Here is a 13217-nt window from a genome sequence, read left to right on the forward strand (position 1 = left end):
GCTGGTCACCTGTGATATGCTCGCGCAATGAGCAAAGCCCGCATCCTGATTGCCGAAGACGAGGCCCTGATCGCAATGATGCTGGAAGACTTTGTCGACGCGCTCGACTGCGAAGTCTCCGCAACTGTCGATACGGTAGACGCCGCGCTTGAGATGATTTCTCCATCTGCATTTGACGCGGCGATCCTTGATGTGAACCTCAAAGATGGCGAGCCGAGCTGGCCGATAGCCGATGCGCTTGACGCAGCAGGGATTCCCTTTGTCTTCACGAGTGGTGGAGATCGTGACCAACCCCCACAGAAGCACCGAAAAAAGCTATTCCTCACCAAACCTTTCTCATTGGAAAAGCTAGAAAAAGCACTTCATATCACGCTTGCAAACTAATTTATGTTCCCTACTTGTTCTTTGAGAACAAAGCATATACAAAGATCCGGCGTTGAACGAGCGGCGCGGAGCTTCTAGGAGGGACATAGACAATGGCAGCCCATCTCAAAGTCATCGATTCCAACGGAAAAAAGGACGATATGGACAGGCAAAAGGCGCTCGACGCCGCACTCGCGCAGATTGACCGGGCCTTTGGCAAGGGATCAGCGATGAAATTGGGATCGCGCGAAGCGATCGAAATCGATTCGGTATCAACCGGATCGCTGGGTCTCGACATTGCGCTCGGCATTGGCGGTTTGCCCAAAGGCCGGATCATCGAGATTTACGGGCCGGAAAGCTCAGGCAAGACGACCCTGGCACTGCACACGATTGCCGAGGCGCAAAAGATTGGGGGCACGGCAGCCTTTATCGATGCCGAGCATGCGCTTGATCCAGGTTATGCGAAGAAGCTGGGCGTCGATATCGACGAGCTGATTATTTCCCAACCCGATACGGGCGAACAGGCCCTGGAAATCGCTGATACGCTGGTGCGGTCGAACGCGGTCGACATTCTCGTTATCGATTCAGTTGCAGCACTGGTACCGCGCGCAGAAATTGAAGGTGAGATGGGCGACAGCCATGTCGGCCTGCAGGCGCGGCTGATGAGCCAGGCACTGCGCAAGCTCACCGGCTCGATCAATCGGTCGAAATGCATGGTGATCTTTATCAACCAGATTCGCATGAAAATCGGTGTCATGTATGGCAGCCCGGAAACCACATCGGGCGGCAATGCACTGAAATTCTATGCCAGCGTCCGGCTCGACATTCGCCGAATTGGCCAGATCAAGGATCGCGATGAGATTGTTGGCAACGCGACCCGTGTTAAGGTGGTGAAGAACAAGGTCGCGCCGCCGTTCAAACAGGTCGAGTTCGACATCATGTATGGCCAGGGCATCTCAAAGATGGGCGAGATACTCGATCTCGGGGTCAAAGCCGGCATTGTCGAGAAATCCGGATCCTGGTTCTCCTATGATTCGACCCGGATCGGGCAGGGGCGTGAAAATTCGAAAGCCTTCCTGCTCGAAAACCCCGAAATCTGCGAGAAGATCGAAAGTCAGATTCGCGGCAAGGAAGAAGAAGTTGCCGAGGAAATGATGAGCGGTCCGGACGCAGACAGCGGATCGGACGAATAGACGGTAGCTCCATGGCGCTGCATTAAAGGGCTCGTCCGGTAAGGGCGTGCCCTTTTGCTTTTTGGCCCGCTCATGCATAGCAACCGGCTATCAGCGCGATCGAGGGGGCCATCGCATTATGACCATCACCGTCCATCATCTCGAAAATTCCCGTTCACAGCGGATCTTGTGGCTGCTCGAGGAACTGGAGCTGGATTATTCCGTCGAACGCTATGATCGCGACAAGAAGACGATGCTCGCACCACCAGAACTCAAAAAAGTGCATCCATTGGGAAAATCGCCTGCCATCACCGATGATGGCCGCACGTTGATAGAGACCGGCGCGATCGTTGAATATCTGGTTGCCAAGGCCGGGGGTACGCTAGGCGCACCGTCCCATGTCGACGAGGCGCTCCGCTATCGGCAGTTTCTCCATTATGCTGAGGGCTCGATGATGCCGCCGCTGCTTTCGATTCTGGTAATCGATCGTTTGGGGATATTGGGCCGCCCTGCACGCAAGCCGATCCTTGCTATGTTTGCCAGCCATTTACGTTGGCTCAACGATGAGCTTTTCGAGCGCCCTTGGTTTGCCGGCAATAGCTTTACCGCAGCAGATGTAATGATGAGCTTCCCGCTTGAAGCCGCGAAACAGCGAGCCGGTCTGGATGATCGCTATCCAAACCTCCTTGCCTGGCTCGACACTGTCCATGCGCGGCCCGCCTATGTCCGTGCGCTCGAGCGTGGCGGCGACTATGCCTATGCATAGCAGCTGAGCGCCCACAGGCTGCTTGCCCGCACCGCTCTGCTTGCTTACATGCCGCGCATGACATCGACTAACGACATACGCCGTTCTTTTCTCGAATTCTTTGCGGATCAGGGGCATGCGCTCGTCCCATCCTCGCCGCTCGTGCCGCATAATGACCCAACGCTGATGTTCGTCAATGCCGGCATGGTGCCGTTCAAGAACGTATTCACAGGTCTGGAAACGCGCGATTACGCAACCGCCACAAGTTCACAGAAATGTGTTCGGGCCGGCGGCAAGCATAATGACCTCGACAATGTCGGATATACCGCGCGGCATCACACATTCTTCGAGATGCTCGGCAATTTTTCCTTTGGCGATTATTTCAAGGATGAGGCAATCGAGCTCGCCTGGAAACTGATCACCAAGGAATGGGGGATCGATCCCGATCGACTGACGGCGACTGTCTATCATGACGACGATGAAGCTTTCGACCTGTGGCGCAAGATTTCCGGCCTGCCGGAAGAGCGCATTATCCGTATCGCGACCGCCGACAATTTCTGGTCGATGGGCGACACGGGGCCCTGTGGTCCAAGTAGCGAAATTTTCTACGACCATGGTGCCCATATCCCGGGCGGCCCTCCAGGATCCCCCGATGAAGACGGAGATCGTTTCGTCGAGATCTGGAATTTGGTCTTCATGCAATATGACCAGCAAGAAGGTGGCCGGACCGATCTCCCGAAACCGTCAATCGACACAGGCATGGGGCTAGAGCGCGTCGCGGCCGTTCTGCAGGGGACCCATGACAATTACGAAATTGATCTCTTCAAGGCACTGATCGAAGAGAGCGCTGAACTGACACATACCGCTCCGGACGGCTATACGGCTGCTTCGCACCGTGTGATCGCCGATCACCTGCGCAGCGCGAGCTTCCTGATTGCCGATGGCGTCCTGCCAGCCAATGAAGGGCGTGGCTATGTGTTACGGCGGATCATGCGTCGCGCGATGCGCCATGCCCATATTCTCGGCGCCAAGGAGCCACTGATGCACCGAATGGTGCCAAGTCTAGTCGCCGAAATGGGCGGTGCGTTTCCCGAACTTGTCCGCGCTCAACCGCTGGTCGAAGAAACGCTCAATCACGAAGAACAACGGTTCCGCCGTACCCTCGCCAACGGTCTCAAGCTGCTCGACGAAGCGTCAGCCGACATGAAAGAAGGTGACGTGCTGGAAGGCGCCACTGCTTTCAAACTTTATGACACATTTGGCTTTCCCTATGATCTGACTGAAGATGCGCTGCGCAGTCGTGGCCTTGAAATTGATCGCGCCGGATTTGATGCCGCAATGGCAGAACAAAAAGCTGCAGCTCGCGCGGCCTGGAAAGGATCCGGCGAAGCGGCCTCAGAAACTATCTGGTTCGACATTGCCGAAGAGCATGGCGGCACGGAGTTTACCGGTTATGCCGCCGATGTGGGGGAGGGGCAGGTCATTGCCCTCGTTAAAGACGGTGAAACCGTCGATCGGGTCGGCGCCGGGGACGATGTTATCATCATCACGAACCAAACGCCTTTCTATGCGGAAAGTGGCGGCCAAATGGGTGATACCGGGACGATCAGCGACGATGCAGGATTGTCGGCATCGGTCGCCGATACGGCCAAACCACTTGGCCGTCTGCATGCCCATAATGCCCATATCGATAGCGGAGAAATCACTGTCGACCAGATCGTGTCGTTGGCCATTGATGCGGAACGGCGCACACGCCTCCGCGCAAATCACAGCGCTACACACCTCATGCACGCTGCACTTCGCAACCGCCTCGGTGACCATGTGACACAGAAGGGCAGTCTCGTGGCCGAAGATCGCCTTCGGTTTGACTTTTCCCATCCCAAGGCGGTCGACGCTGCCGATATCGCGCAGATTGAAACAGACGTGAATGCCCAGATTCGCGGCAATGATGATGTAATCACCCGCTTGATGACGCCAGACGAAGCCGTCGAAGCGGGCGCATTGGCGCTGTTTGGCGAGAAATATGGCGATGAAGTGCGCGTGCTCTCCATGGGATTGGAGAATGGGGCGAATTATTCCGTTGAGCTTTGCGGCGGCACCCATGTCGAAGCATTGGGCGACATCGGACTCTTTGTGATTATTTCGGAAAGCGCAGTTTCTGCCGGTGTCCGGCGTATCGAAGCGCTAACCGGAGAGGCTGCGCGGCTATGGTATCGCGATCGCGAGGCAAAGTTGCTTGAGGCCGCCAGCGCGCTGAAAACCGGTACGGACGAACTGCCGGATCGGGTTGCGGCGCTGATCGAAGATCGCAAACGGCTCGAAAAAGAGCTGGCGGAAGCGAAGAAATCGCTGGCTATGGGCGGCGGAGGCGGCTCGGGTCCGGATACCGAGACGATTGGCGGACATAGTTTCCGCGGCCAGGTTGCCGAGGGCCTCGATCCAAAATCGCTCCGCGGACTGATTGACGAAGCCAAAACGAGTTTGGGTTCCGGCATTGCCGCTGTCATCGCCGTGAATGACGGTCGCGCGAGCGTTGCCGTTGGCGTCACCGACGATCTAGTTGGCGAGCGGGATTCAGTCGCGCTGGTGCGTACCGCCGTCGAAACACTTGGCGGCAAAGGTGGTGGCGGTCGGCCGGATATGGCCCAAGGCGGCGGCCCTGATGGCGACAAGGCAGAGGCTGCCCTGAACTCCATTCGCGAAGCGCTATCCGCAAACGACTAGATCGTTACGGTTTCCTGAGCTTCTCACGCGGCAATTCGGGCGGCGCGTCCAACTCACCCAGTTCCATGATGGCTTCACGCAGTTGCGCCCGTTTTTCATGTACGGACGCGATGACGGGTCCCATGGGAACGCCGATATCGACAAGCACTGCCTCGGACAGCTGTAGCGATGATTCTACGGTTTCCGGAACGGCATCGGTTGCCCCGGCGCGATAGAGTTCAGCGGCATGATCCGGATCCCGGGCGCGCGCCACGATTGTCAGCTCCGGATGCCATTCGCGGACCCGCTTGGTGAGCTGAACCAGGCTGACCGGATCGTCCATTGTCAAAATCAGAGCGCTGGCGCGTTCGAGATCGAGATTTTCCAGAAGTTGCGGTCGCGCGACATCGCCGAAGATCGTCGGATAGCCATCCCGCCGGCCATGGGCGACGGTATCGATATTGGAATCGACGGCTACGAATAGCTTATCATGCTCGCGCAGCATATCTGCGACGAGGCGGCCGACGCGGCCAAAGCCAACAATTATCGCCCGTTCTTCTGCCTCGTCAGTATCCCCGGGAATATCGACCTGATGTTCGCGCATCTCGACACGTCGCGCCGCCATCCGTCCGAACCGAGCAAGCAATGGGGTGATCGTCAGGCCGATCGCCGCTACGGTTTGCCAGAATGCTGCGGTCGAAGGCTGGATCAGCTCTGCCTGCAGCGCAGCGGCGAGAACGATGAGGGTGGTTTCCGAGGGGGAGGCCATCAGCAAGCCGGCTTCAGCCGATGTGGCGCGGCGCGCGCCCGCGAACCGCAAGAGCAAACCGATCACAATCGTCTTGACGACAACGACACTGACTACCGCGATGAGAAGCGATCCCCAGTTACCAAAGATTGCCGCCAGATCGAGGCTCATTCCGACGGTGATCAGGAACACGCCAAGCGCCAGGCCTTTGAACGGCTCGGTAATGACTTCGACTTCGCGATGATACTCCGTCTCGGCGATCACCAAGCCCGCGACCAACGCACCGACAATGGGTGAAAGACCGACCGCGGTGGTCGCAAGGCTCGCCAAAATGATGACCAGTAAGCAGGCCGCGAGGAAGATTTCCGGGTTCTTGGTACGTGCCGCCTGGGCAAAAAGGCGCGGCAGGATCAGCCGTCCGCCGACCAACATCAGGCCCACTGTCACGAAGCTCAAGAGCAACGTCCATCCCAGTGCTGCGAGCCCGGCATCCTGCGCCATCGGGCCCATTGCGCCGAGGAAGAAGATGATCGGCACAATCGCGACATCCTGGAACAGCAAGATGCCGAGCGCCGCCTTGCCGACCGGCGTTTTGGTGCCGGACATCGGCAGCACCAGCGCTGTCGAGGAAAGCGCAAGCGCCAAGCCGAGGCCAAGCGCGCCGATCGGGTTTTGCCCCAGCGCCACGAGCGCCCCACCGATCAGCAGGCCGCAACCGATGAGTTCAGCCGCACCGACCCCAAATACAGTCCCGCGCATCTGCCATAAGCGCTTTATAGAAAGCTCCAGCCCGATCGAGAAGAGCAGCAGGACGATGCCGAACTCCGCGAAAGGCTCGATCGCTTCACGGTCCGAGATCGTCACATGGACGAGCCAGGGAATTCGCTCGGTCAGCGAGCCGAGGCCGGATGGGCCGACCAACACGCCGACCATGATGAAACCGATGATCGGCGTGATCCGGAACCGTGCGAATAGCGGAATCACAATACCCGCCGCGCCGAGTATGACGAGCGCGTTGCTGAATGCTTCCGATTCGATTGCGTGGATCATGTGTCGCTTCTAGGGCGCTAAATTGGTATTGGGCAGGGGGTGACCGAGCCCAAGCGCACACAAATATGCATTGTTGGCGGCGGCCCCGCGGGGCTGATGGCTGGATTGCTGTTTGCGCGGGCAGGCGTCGAAACACTGGTCCTTGAAAAACATGCCGACTTCCTGCGCGATTTCAGAGGAGACACCGTCCATCCCTCGACGCTGGAACTGTTCGACCAACTCGGCCTGCTCGATGAGCTTCTCGCCCTTCCGCACGACCGAGTGGAGAGTATTTCCGCTCAGATCGCAGGCCAGCTGGTTGAGATAGCCGATTTCCGTCGACTCAAAACCGTCGCCCCGTTCATTGCCATGATGCCGCAATGGGATCTCCTCAATTTCATATCAGCGAACGCCCAACGATATCCCAGTTTTACGCTGAGAACCCAGGCGGAAGCAGTCGGAACAATCACGGATGACACGGACCAAGTGCGCGGCGTGAAGCTGGCGGATGGTTCCCGCATCGATGCCGATCTCGTTATCGCTGCCGATGGCCGTGGATCAGTCCTGCGACAATCCGCTCAACTGCCGCTTGAGCGCCTCGGCGCCCCAATGGATGTCTTCTGGCTCGAGATACCAAAGTCCGGCAAGGGGACAGCATTTGGCGTGTTCGAAAACAACCGAATTTTGATCCTCATCGATCGTGGAACCTATTGGCAATGCGGCTTTGTGTTTGCCAAGGGCGAGGGCGAGCGCATCAAACAGCGCCCATTTGCGGAGTTTCAGGCTATGCTCATCGAGACTGCGCCGGTTTTGGCGAAGGGCGTTGAAACGCTGTCTGGATGGGACAGTGCCAACCTGCTTTCGGTGTCACTTGATCGTCTCTCAACCTGGCACAAGCCTGGCCTGCTTGCGATTGGCGATGCTGCCCATGCCATGTCACCAATCGGAGGCGTTGGGATTAACCTGGCTATTCAGGATGCGGTTGCGGCCGCCAATATTCTCGCCGCTCCGATCGCCAATGGGGACGATCCGGATCCATTACTGCACAAGGTGCAAGAACGGCGTTGGAAAGCTGTGGTCAAGACCCAGAAGCTGCAAAAGCTGGTGCAGGATCGGATGATCGAACCGATGGTGTCAGGGCGCGCGGCGATGCGCAAACCGCCTCTACCATTGCGGCTGTTGAACGCCATTCCAAGCCTGCGCCGGTTTCCGGCACAGATTATCGGATTGGGCTTCGCACGTGAGCGAATTGAGGCACCGGACATTCATGATTTGGGCTGAGCACCCGCGAATGAAAGGCCTTGCGCCGGATCCTACCAGTCGTCCATCGCCGCTTCGAGATTGACGCGAACCGCCTCAAAGAACTGCTCACTGGTCATCCAGCTTTGATCAGGCCCGATCAGGATCGCTAGATCCTTGGTCATCTGGCCTTTTTCGACAGTTTCGATGCAGACACGTTCCAGTGTTTCGGCAAAGCGCGAGACATCCGGAGTTTCGTCAAATTTGCCGCGGTAAATCAAACCGCGCGTCCAGGCGAAAATTGACGCGATCGGGTTGGTCGAGGTCGCCTTACCCTGTTCATGCATCCGATAGTGGCGGGTTACAGTGCCATGGGCGGCTTCCGCTTCGACAGTCTTGCCGTCCGGCGTCATCAGCACAGACGTCATCAGGCCCAGCGAGCCAAATCCCTGCGCCACCGTGTCAGACTGCACATCGCCGTCATAATTCTTACAGGCCCAAACGAACTTGCCGTTCCATTTGAGAGCGCTCGCGACCATGTCGTCGATCAGGCGATGCTCATACTCGATGCCGTGCTTTTCGAACTCGTCCTTGAACTCGGCTTCGAACACTTCCTCGAACAGATCTTTGAATCGGCCATCATATTTCTTCATGATGGTGTTCTTGGTCGAGAGATAGACCGGCCATTCGCGCTGCAGGCCATAATTCATGCTGGCGCGCGCAAAATCGCGGATACTGTCGTCAAGATTATACATCGCCATGGCGACGCCAGGGGAGGGGAAATTGAACACTTCCTCGTCCATCACCGTGCCATCATCGCCTTCGAAAACAAGCCGCAGCTTGCCAGGGCCCGGAACCAGCATATCGGTGGCGCGATATTGATCACCAAATGCATGACGGCCGATCACGATCGGATCCGTCCAGCCCGGCACGAGACGCGGCACATTGTCGATCACGATCGGTTCACGGAACACGACACCGCCGAGAATGTTGCGGATCGTGCCGTTCGGCGATTTCCACATACGCTTGAGATCAAACTCTTCGACGCGAGCTTCGTCAGGTGTGATGGTTGCGCATTTTACACCAACACCATGTTCGCGGATTGCATTCGCCGCATCGACCGTAATCCGGTCATCGGTTTCATCGCGTTTCTGGATGGAAAGATCATAATAATGGAGATCGACGTCCAGATAGGGACGGATGAGCCGCTCGCGGATCCATTCCCAAATAATCCGGGTCATTTCGTCACCGTCAATTTCGATGACTGGATTCTTCACCTTGATCTTGGTTGCCATGCGCTGTTTCGCTTTCCAGATGGGGAGTTTCGAGAATTTGCCGATGGTCTAGGGCCCATCGGCTGCGCAATCAACCGGCTTTGAGAGGGAAAATGCAGTGATTGTCACCCCGGACAGCCAACTGTAGTAAGCGCGCATGACAGAGCTTCAAAAGCCCCCGGAAGATGATCGCAATGTGCGCTGGCAATGGCCGCCCATTCATCCCGAGGCCTATGTTTATCTCGCCATCTCCTCTGCCGCAGCGATCTTTTTCCTGTGGTTTGACTGGGATATCATCGCCTGGCCGCTGATCGGCCTGACCATCTGGATCGCCAGTTTTTTCCGTGATCCGACCCGTGTTACGCCAAGCGGAGACGGCCTCATCATCGCACCGGCTGACGGATTGGTTACGTTGATCCGCGATGTCGCGCCACCGCCCGAAATGGCTGGTCCAGACGCGCTCGGCAATGATGTGGTGTGCCGGGTATCGATTTTCATGAGCGTGTTCGACGTGCATATCAACCGGGCGCCGATGGGCGGCACCATCAAGGATGTAATCTACATTTCCGGGAAATTCGTGAACGCCGATCTCGATAAAGCGAGCGAAGACAATGAGCGTCAGCACATCCTGATGGAAACCCGCGATGGCCAACGGATCGGTTTCACGCAGATCGCCGGGCTAGTGGCACGCCGCATCGTACCTTTTGTTAAACCCGGCGACATGGTCGTTGCCGGACAACGCATTGGCCTTATCCGCTTTGGCAGTCGGGTCGACGTCTATCTTCCGGTCGGCACAGCGCCGCAGATTGCACTTGGTCAAAAGACAATTGCCGGCGAAACGATCATCGCCGAGATTGGTGACGATCGCCGCGCATTCGGGGTGACACAGTGAAACCCAAGCTCGGTGGTGCGATGCGCGAAATTCCCCTGCGCGCGATTATTCCCAATGGGATTACCGTGCTGGCGCTGTGCATGGGCCTGAGCAGCGTCCGCTTTGCACTCGACGCCAAATGGGAAACCGCGCTCACCTTTATCGTGATAGCCGGTGTGCTTGACGGGTTCGATGGGCGGATCGCGCGATTGCTGAACGGTCAAACGCGTTTTGGCGCAGAACTTGATTCCTTGTCAGACGTTATCGCCTTCGGGGTAGCACCGGCCTTTGTCGTGTATCTCTGGGCGCTGCAGGATGTGCCACGCTATGGCTGGATATTCGCGCTCGCCTATGCAGCCTGCTGCGCCCTGCGCCTCGCCCGTTTCAATGCCAGCATCGATGTCGATGAACAGCCCCATAAATCCGCAGGATTCCTGACCGGTGTGCCGTCGCCGACCGGGGCAGGGCTGTTGATGCTGCCAATCTTCCTGACACTCGTCACCGATCAACCGATTTTCCGAGAATTCTATGTTGTGGCCCCATGGACCGCGCTGATCGCCTTTCTCATGGTATCGGACATTGCCACATTCAGCTGGTCTTCGATCCGGTTGCGCCGGGGTATGCGCTTTGGCGCGATTGTCGGAATCGCGGCAATGATCGTATTGCTCGTCAATATCCCTTGGGTGACCTTCTCGCTGCTGGCGATCGCCTATATTGGCAGTATTCCGATCAGCATCGCCAGCTATGCAAAGGTCAGGCGGCGACGCGCAGCGGCATCCGAACCGGCGGCACTCGACGAATAGTCATCGTTGTCCCGACCGAACTCAATTGAGGGCGGCGGCGAATTCGGTTGTGGTTTCCGGAATAGGTTGCACCGGGGGATTGTGTTCCTAACAGCGCCCTGATGACCTTGTCCCAATGGCTATGCAGCGTGAGAATGATGACAGCCAGCGGCGCAATCAGAGCAAGAGCGAAAAAAGTGGTGGCCAGTAGCTGAAACATATTATTCTCCTTCGTCGCACCAGGTGGCCCCATGCTCACTCGGTGTTGGCGATTTATGTTCGCCTTGTGTTCCACTTTCTATGTTCCATAAATGTTCCGGTCAAGTCCGGGCTTGCATTTTTCTGACAGACCGCCTATCTGCGCGCCATTCCACATGGAAGGCGCACATACCGGTGTCGGAGCCGAAGGTTCTGATTCTTGCTTTCCAGAGGTATAACCGGAAGGAGAAAGACTATGGCGGACATTTCCGTCAGCATGCAGCAATTGCTCGAGGTCGGGGCGCATTTCGGCCACCAGACCCATCGTTGGAACCCGAAGATGAAGCCGTATATATTCGGCGATCGCAACGGGATTCATATCATTGATCTGTCGCAGAGCGTTCCGCTGTTCCAGCGCGCGCTCGATTTTATTGGCCAGTCCGTTGCAAGCGGCGGCAAGATCCTGTTCGTTGGCACCAAGCGCCAGGCGCAGCAGCCAATCGCTGATGCAGCGCGTTCGTGCGGCCAGCATTTCGTCAACCATCGCTGGCTGGGCGGCATGCTCACCAACTGGAAGACGATTTCGAACTCGATCAAGCGCTTCAAGAATCTGGAAGAGCAGCTGGGCGGCGACGCTTCGGGCTTCACGAAAAAAGAAGTCCTGCAGCTTACCCGCGAACGCGACAAGCTTGAGCTTTCGCTCGGCGGTATTCGCGACATGGGCGGTCTTCCGGACGTGATGTTCATCATTGACGCGAACAAGGAAGAGCTCGCCATCAAGGAAGCCAATGTTCTTGGTATTCCGGTAGTTGCGATCCTTGATTCCAATGTGAGCCCGGATGGCATCGCATTCCCGGTTCCGGCCAATGATGACGCAGCCCGCGCCATTCGCCTTTACTGCGAAGCCGTTGCTGCAGCAGCTGGCGCCGGTTCGCAGGCAGCGGCCGCCGCTTCCGGCGAAGATATCGGCGCTGCGGCTGAACCGCCTGCCGAACCGGCCATCGCTGAAGCGTAAGCGAAACCGAAACACGACGTACATCGCGCGCCGGGTCCGCAGCCCGGCGCGTCGATTGACCAACATTGCAAATATGAGGACGGACAAATGGCCGATTTTTCAGCCAAGGACGTAAAAGAACTGCGCGATCGTACCGGCGCAGGCATGATGGATTCGAAGAAAGCGCTCCAGGAAAATGGCGGCGATATCGAAGCAGCAGTTGATTGGCTGCGCACCAAGGGCCTTGCCGCGGCCGCCAAGAAAGCTGGCCGCACGGCCGCTGAAGGCCTGGTTGGCGTTTCTGTCGACGGCACGACCGGCGCGGCAGTCGAAGTCAATTCGGAAACCGATTTCGTTGCGAAGAACGATCAGTTCCAGGATTTCGTCGGCACGGTTACTAATATTGCACTTGGCGTTGATGCAGATCTCGAAGCGCTCAAAGCGGCTGATTATGCTGGTGGCGAGAATGTCGAAGAGAAACTGACTGCTAACATCGCCACGATCGGCGAAAATCAGAGTCTGCGCCGTGTGGCGAAGACATCGGTCGATCAGGGTGTTGTCGTTTCCTATGTCCATAATGCTGCGGCACCGGGCATGGGCAAGATCGGCGTGCTCGTGGCATTGGAAAGTGCCGCCGCCGCTGATGTGCTCGAACCGCTCGGCAAACAGCTTGCGATGCACATCGCTGCGGCTTCGCCAATGGCGTTGACCGGTGACGATCTCGACGCGGACATGATTGAGCGTGAGCGCGCAATCGCCCAGGAAAAGGCTGCTGAGTCCGGCAAGCCTGACAATATCGTCGAGAAGATGGTCGAAGGTTCGATCGCGAAATACCGCAAGGAAAACGCGCTGATGAGCCAGGTTTTCGTCATGGATAACAAGACGAAGATCGAAGACGTAGTCGCCCAGGCCGGCAAGGAAGCCGGTTCGGAGATCGTCCTCAAAGACTTTATCCGCTTCCAGCTCGGTGAAGGCATCGAGAAGAAGGAAGAGAATTTTGCTGAGGAAGTGGCGGCTGCAGTCGGCGCATAGCTGGTTCGCTAATCCACATCGAAGCAATCAAATGCTTGGCAGCGGCGCGCACCCCCACTAGGGTGCG

The 13217-nt window shown here is 57.4% G+C and carries 12 protein-coding genes; 9 read left to right on the forward strand and 3 right to left on the reverse strand.

Annotation, left to right across the window (positions count from 1 at the left end; translation table 11 throughout):
• Positions 1-27: 27 nt before the first annotated feature.
• The 4 genes from HFP51_RS04255 (at position 28) to alaS (ending at position 5004) form a co-directional block, all read left to right on the forward strand.
• The gene (locus HFP51_RS04255) at positions 28-384 is read left to right on the forward strand and encodes a response regulator (protein ID WP_176874523.1); all 357 of its coding nucleotides are present in this window, start codon (positions 28-30) and stop codon (positions 382-384) included.
• 92 nt (positions 385-476) lie between these two features.
• On the forward strand, positions 477-1556 hold the full coding sequence (gene recA / locus HFP51_RS04260; protein ID WP_176874524.1) for a recombinase RecA: 1080 nt from the start codon (positions 477-479) through the stop codon (positions 1554-1556).
• 118 nt (positions 1557-1674) lie between these two features.
• On the forward strand, positions 1675-2301 hold the full coding sequence (locus HFP51_RS04265; RefSeq protein ID WP_176874525.1) for a glutathione S-transferase family protein: 627 nt from the start codon (positions 1675-1677) through the stop codon (positions 2299-2301).
• A 57-nt stretch (positions 2302-2358) separates the two neighbouring features.
• Positions 2359-5004 (forward strand): alanine--tRNA ligase, encoded by a 2646-nt coding sequence (gene alaS / locus HFP51_RS04270; protein WP_176874526.1) that lies wholly within the window; start codon positions 2359-2361, stop codon positions 5002-5004.
• A gap of 4 nt (positions 5005-5008) precedes the next feature.
• Here the strand turns inward: alaS and HFP51_RS04275 are convergent, their stop codons facing one another.
• On the reverse strand, positions 5009-6781 hold the full coding sequence (locus tag HFP51_RS04275; protein ID WP_176874527.1) for a cation:proton antiporter: 1773 nt from the start codon (positions 6779-6781) through the stop codon (positions 5009-5011).
• A gap of 96 nt (positions 6782-6877) precedes the next feature.
• Between HFP51_RS04275 and HFP51_RS04280 the strand changes: the two genes are divergently transcribed.
• The gene (locus tag HFP51_RS04280; RefSeq protein WP_176874528.1) at positions 6878-8041 is read left to right on the forward strand and encodes an FAD-dependent oxidoreductase; all 1164 of its coding nucleotides are present in this window, start codon (positions 6878-6880) and stop codon (positions 8039-8041) included.
• Positions 8042-8073: 32 nt separating this feature from the next.
• On the opposite strand, the gene HFP51_RS04285 is transcribed toward HFP51_RS04280, so the two are convergent.
• Positions 8074-9294, reverse strand: a complete 1221-nt coding sequence (locus HFP51_RS04285; protein WP_176874529.1) for an NADP-dependent isocitrate dehydrogenase — start codon at positions 9292-9294, stop codon at positions 8074-8076.
• Between the two features lie 136 nt (positions 9295-9430).
• Between HFP51_RS04285 and HFP51_RS04290 the strand changes: the two genes are divergently transcribed.
• Positions 9431-10165: a phosphatidylserine decarboxylase gene (locus HFP51_RS04290; RefSeq protein ID WP_176874530.1), complete on the forward strand. Its 735-nt coding sequence runs from the start codon at positions 9431-9433 to the stop codon at positions 10163-10165.
• 20 nt (positions 10166-10185) lie between these two features.
• A complete protein-coding gene (gene pssA / locus HFP51_RS04295) occupies positions 10186-10947 on the forward strand; it encodes a CDP-diacylglycerol--serine O-phosphatidyltransferase (protein ID WP_176876533.1) in 762 nt (253 codons plus the stop codon).
• Here the strand turns inward: pssA and HFP51_RS04300 are convergent.
• Entirely contained in the window at positions 10898-11146 is a 249-nt protein-coding gene (locus HFP51_RS04300) for a hypothetical protein (RefSeq protein WP_176874531.1), read from the reverse strand. The two genes, pssA and HFP51_RS04300, sit on opposite strands and share 50 nt — an antisense overlap.
• A 234-nt stretch (positions 11147-11380) precedes the next feature.
• Here HFP51_RS04300 and rpsB point away from each other — a divergent pair, with 234 nt between their 5' ends.
• Both rpsB and tsf read left to right on the forward strand, forming a co-directional pair.
• The gene (gene rpsB / locus HFP51_RS04305; protein WP_176874532.1) at positions 11381-12139 is read left to right on the forward strand and encodes a 30S ribosomal protein S2; all 759 of its coding nucleotides are present in this window, start codon (positions 11381-11383) and stop codon (positions 12137-12139) included.
• A gap of 87 nt (positions 12140-12226) precedes the next feature.
• Positions 12227-13150: a translation elongation factor Ts gene (gene tsf / locus HFP51_RS04310; protein ID WP_176874533.1), complete on the forward strand. Its 924-nt coding sequence runs from the start codon at positions 12227-12229 to the stop codon at positions 13148-13150.
• The last annotated feature ends 67 nt before the right edge of the window (positions 13151-13217 follow it).

The sequence above is a fragment of the Parasphingopyxis sp. CP4 genome (assembly GCF_013378055.1).
Classification (GTDB): Bacteria; Pseudomonadota; Alphaproteobacteria; order Sphingomonadales; family Sphingomonadaceae; genus Parasphingopyxis.

Coding starts and splice junctions, on each gene's coding strand:
- HFP51_RS04255 (WP_176874523.1), top strand. CDS start 28: ATGAGCAAAGCCCGCATCCTGATTGCCGAAGACGAGGCCCTGATCGCA.
- recA (WP_176874524.1), top strand. CDS start 477: ATGGCAGCCCATCTCAAAGTCATCGATTCCAACGGAAAAAAGGACGAT.
- HFP51_RS04265 (WP_176874525.1), top strand. CDS start 1,675: ATGACCATCACCGTCCATCATCTCGAAAATTCCCGTTCACAGCGGATC.
- alaS (WP_176874526.1), top strand. CDS start 2,359: ATGACATCGACTAACGACATACGCCGTTCTTTTCTCGAATTCTTTGCG.
- HFP51_RS04275 (WP_176874527.1), bottom strand. CDS start 6,781: ATGATCCACGCAATCGAATCGGAAGCATTCAGCAACGCGCTCGTCATA.
- HFP51_RS04280 (WP_176874528.1), top strand. CDS start 6,878: ATGGCTGGATTGCTGTTTGCGCGGGCAGGCGTCGAAACACTGGTCCTT.
- HFP51_RS04285 (WP_176874529.1), bottom strand. CDS start 9,294: ATGGCAACCAAGATCAAGGTGAAGAATCCAGTCATCGAAATTGACGGT.
- HFP51_RS04290 (WP_176874530.1), top strand. CDS start 9,431: ATGACAGAGCTTCAAAAGCCCCCGGAAGATGATCGCAATGTGCGCTGG.
- pssA (WP_176876533.1), top strand. CDS start 10,186: ATGCGCGAAATTCCCCTGCGCGCGATTATTCCCAATGGGATTACCGTG.
- HFP51_RS04300 (WP_176874531.1), bottom strand. CDS start 11,146: ATGTTTCAGCTACTGGCCACCACTTTTTTCGCTCTTGCTCTGATTGCG.
- rpsB (WP_176874532.1), top strand. CDS start 11,381: ATGGCGGACATTTCCGTCAGCATGCAGCAATTGCTCGAGGTCGGGGCG.
- tsf (WP_176874533.1), top strand. CDS start 12,227: ATGGCCGATTTTTCAGCCAAGGACGTAAAAGAACTGCGCGATCGTACC.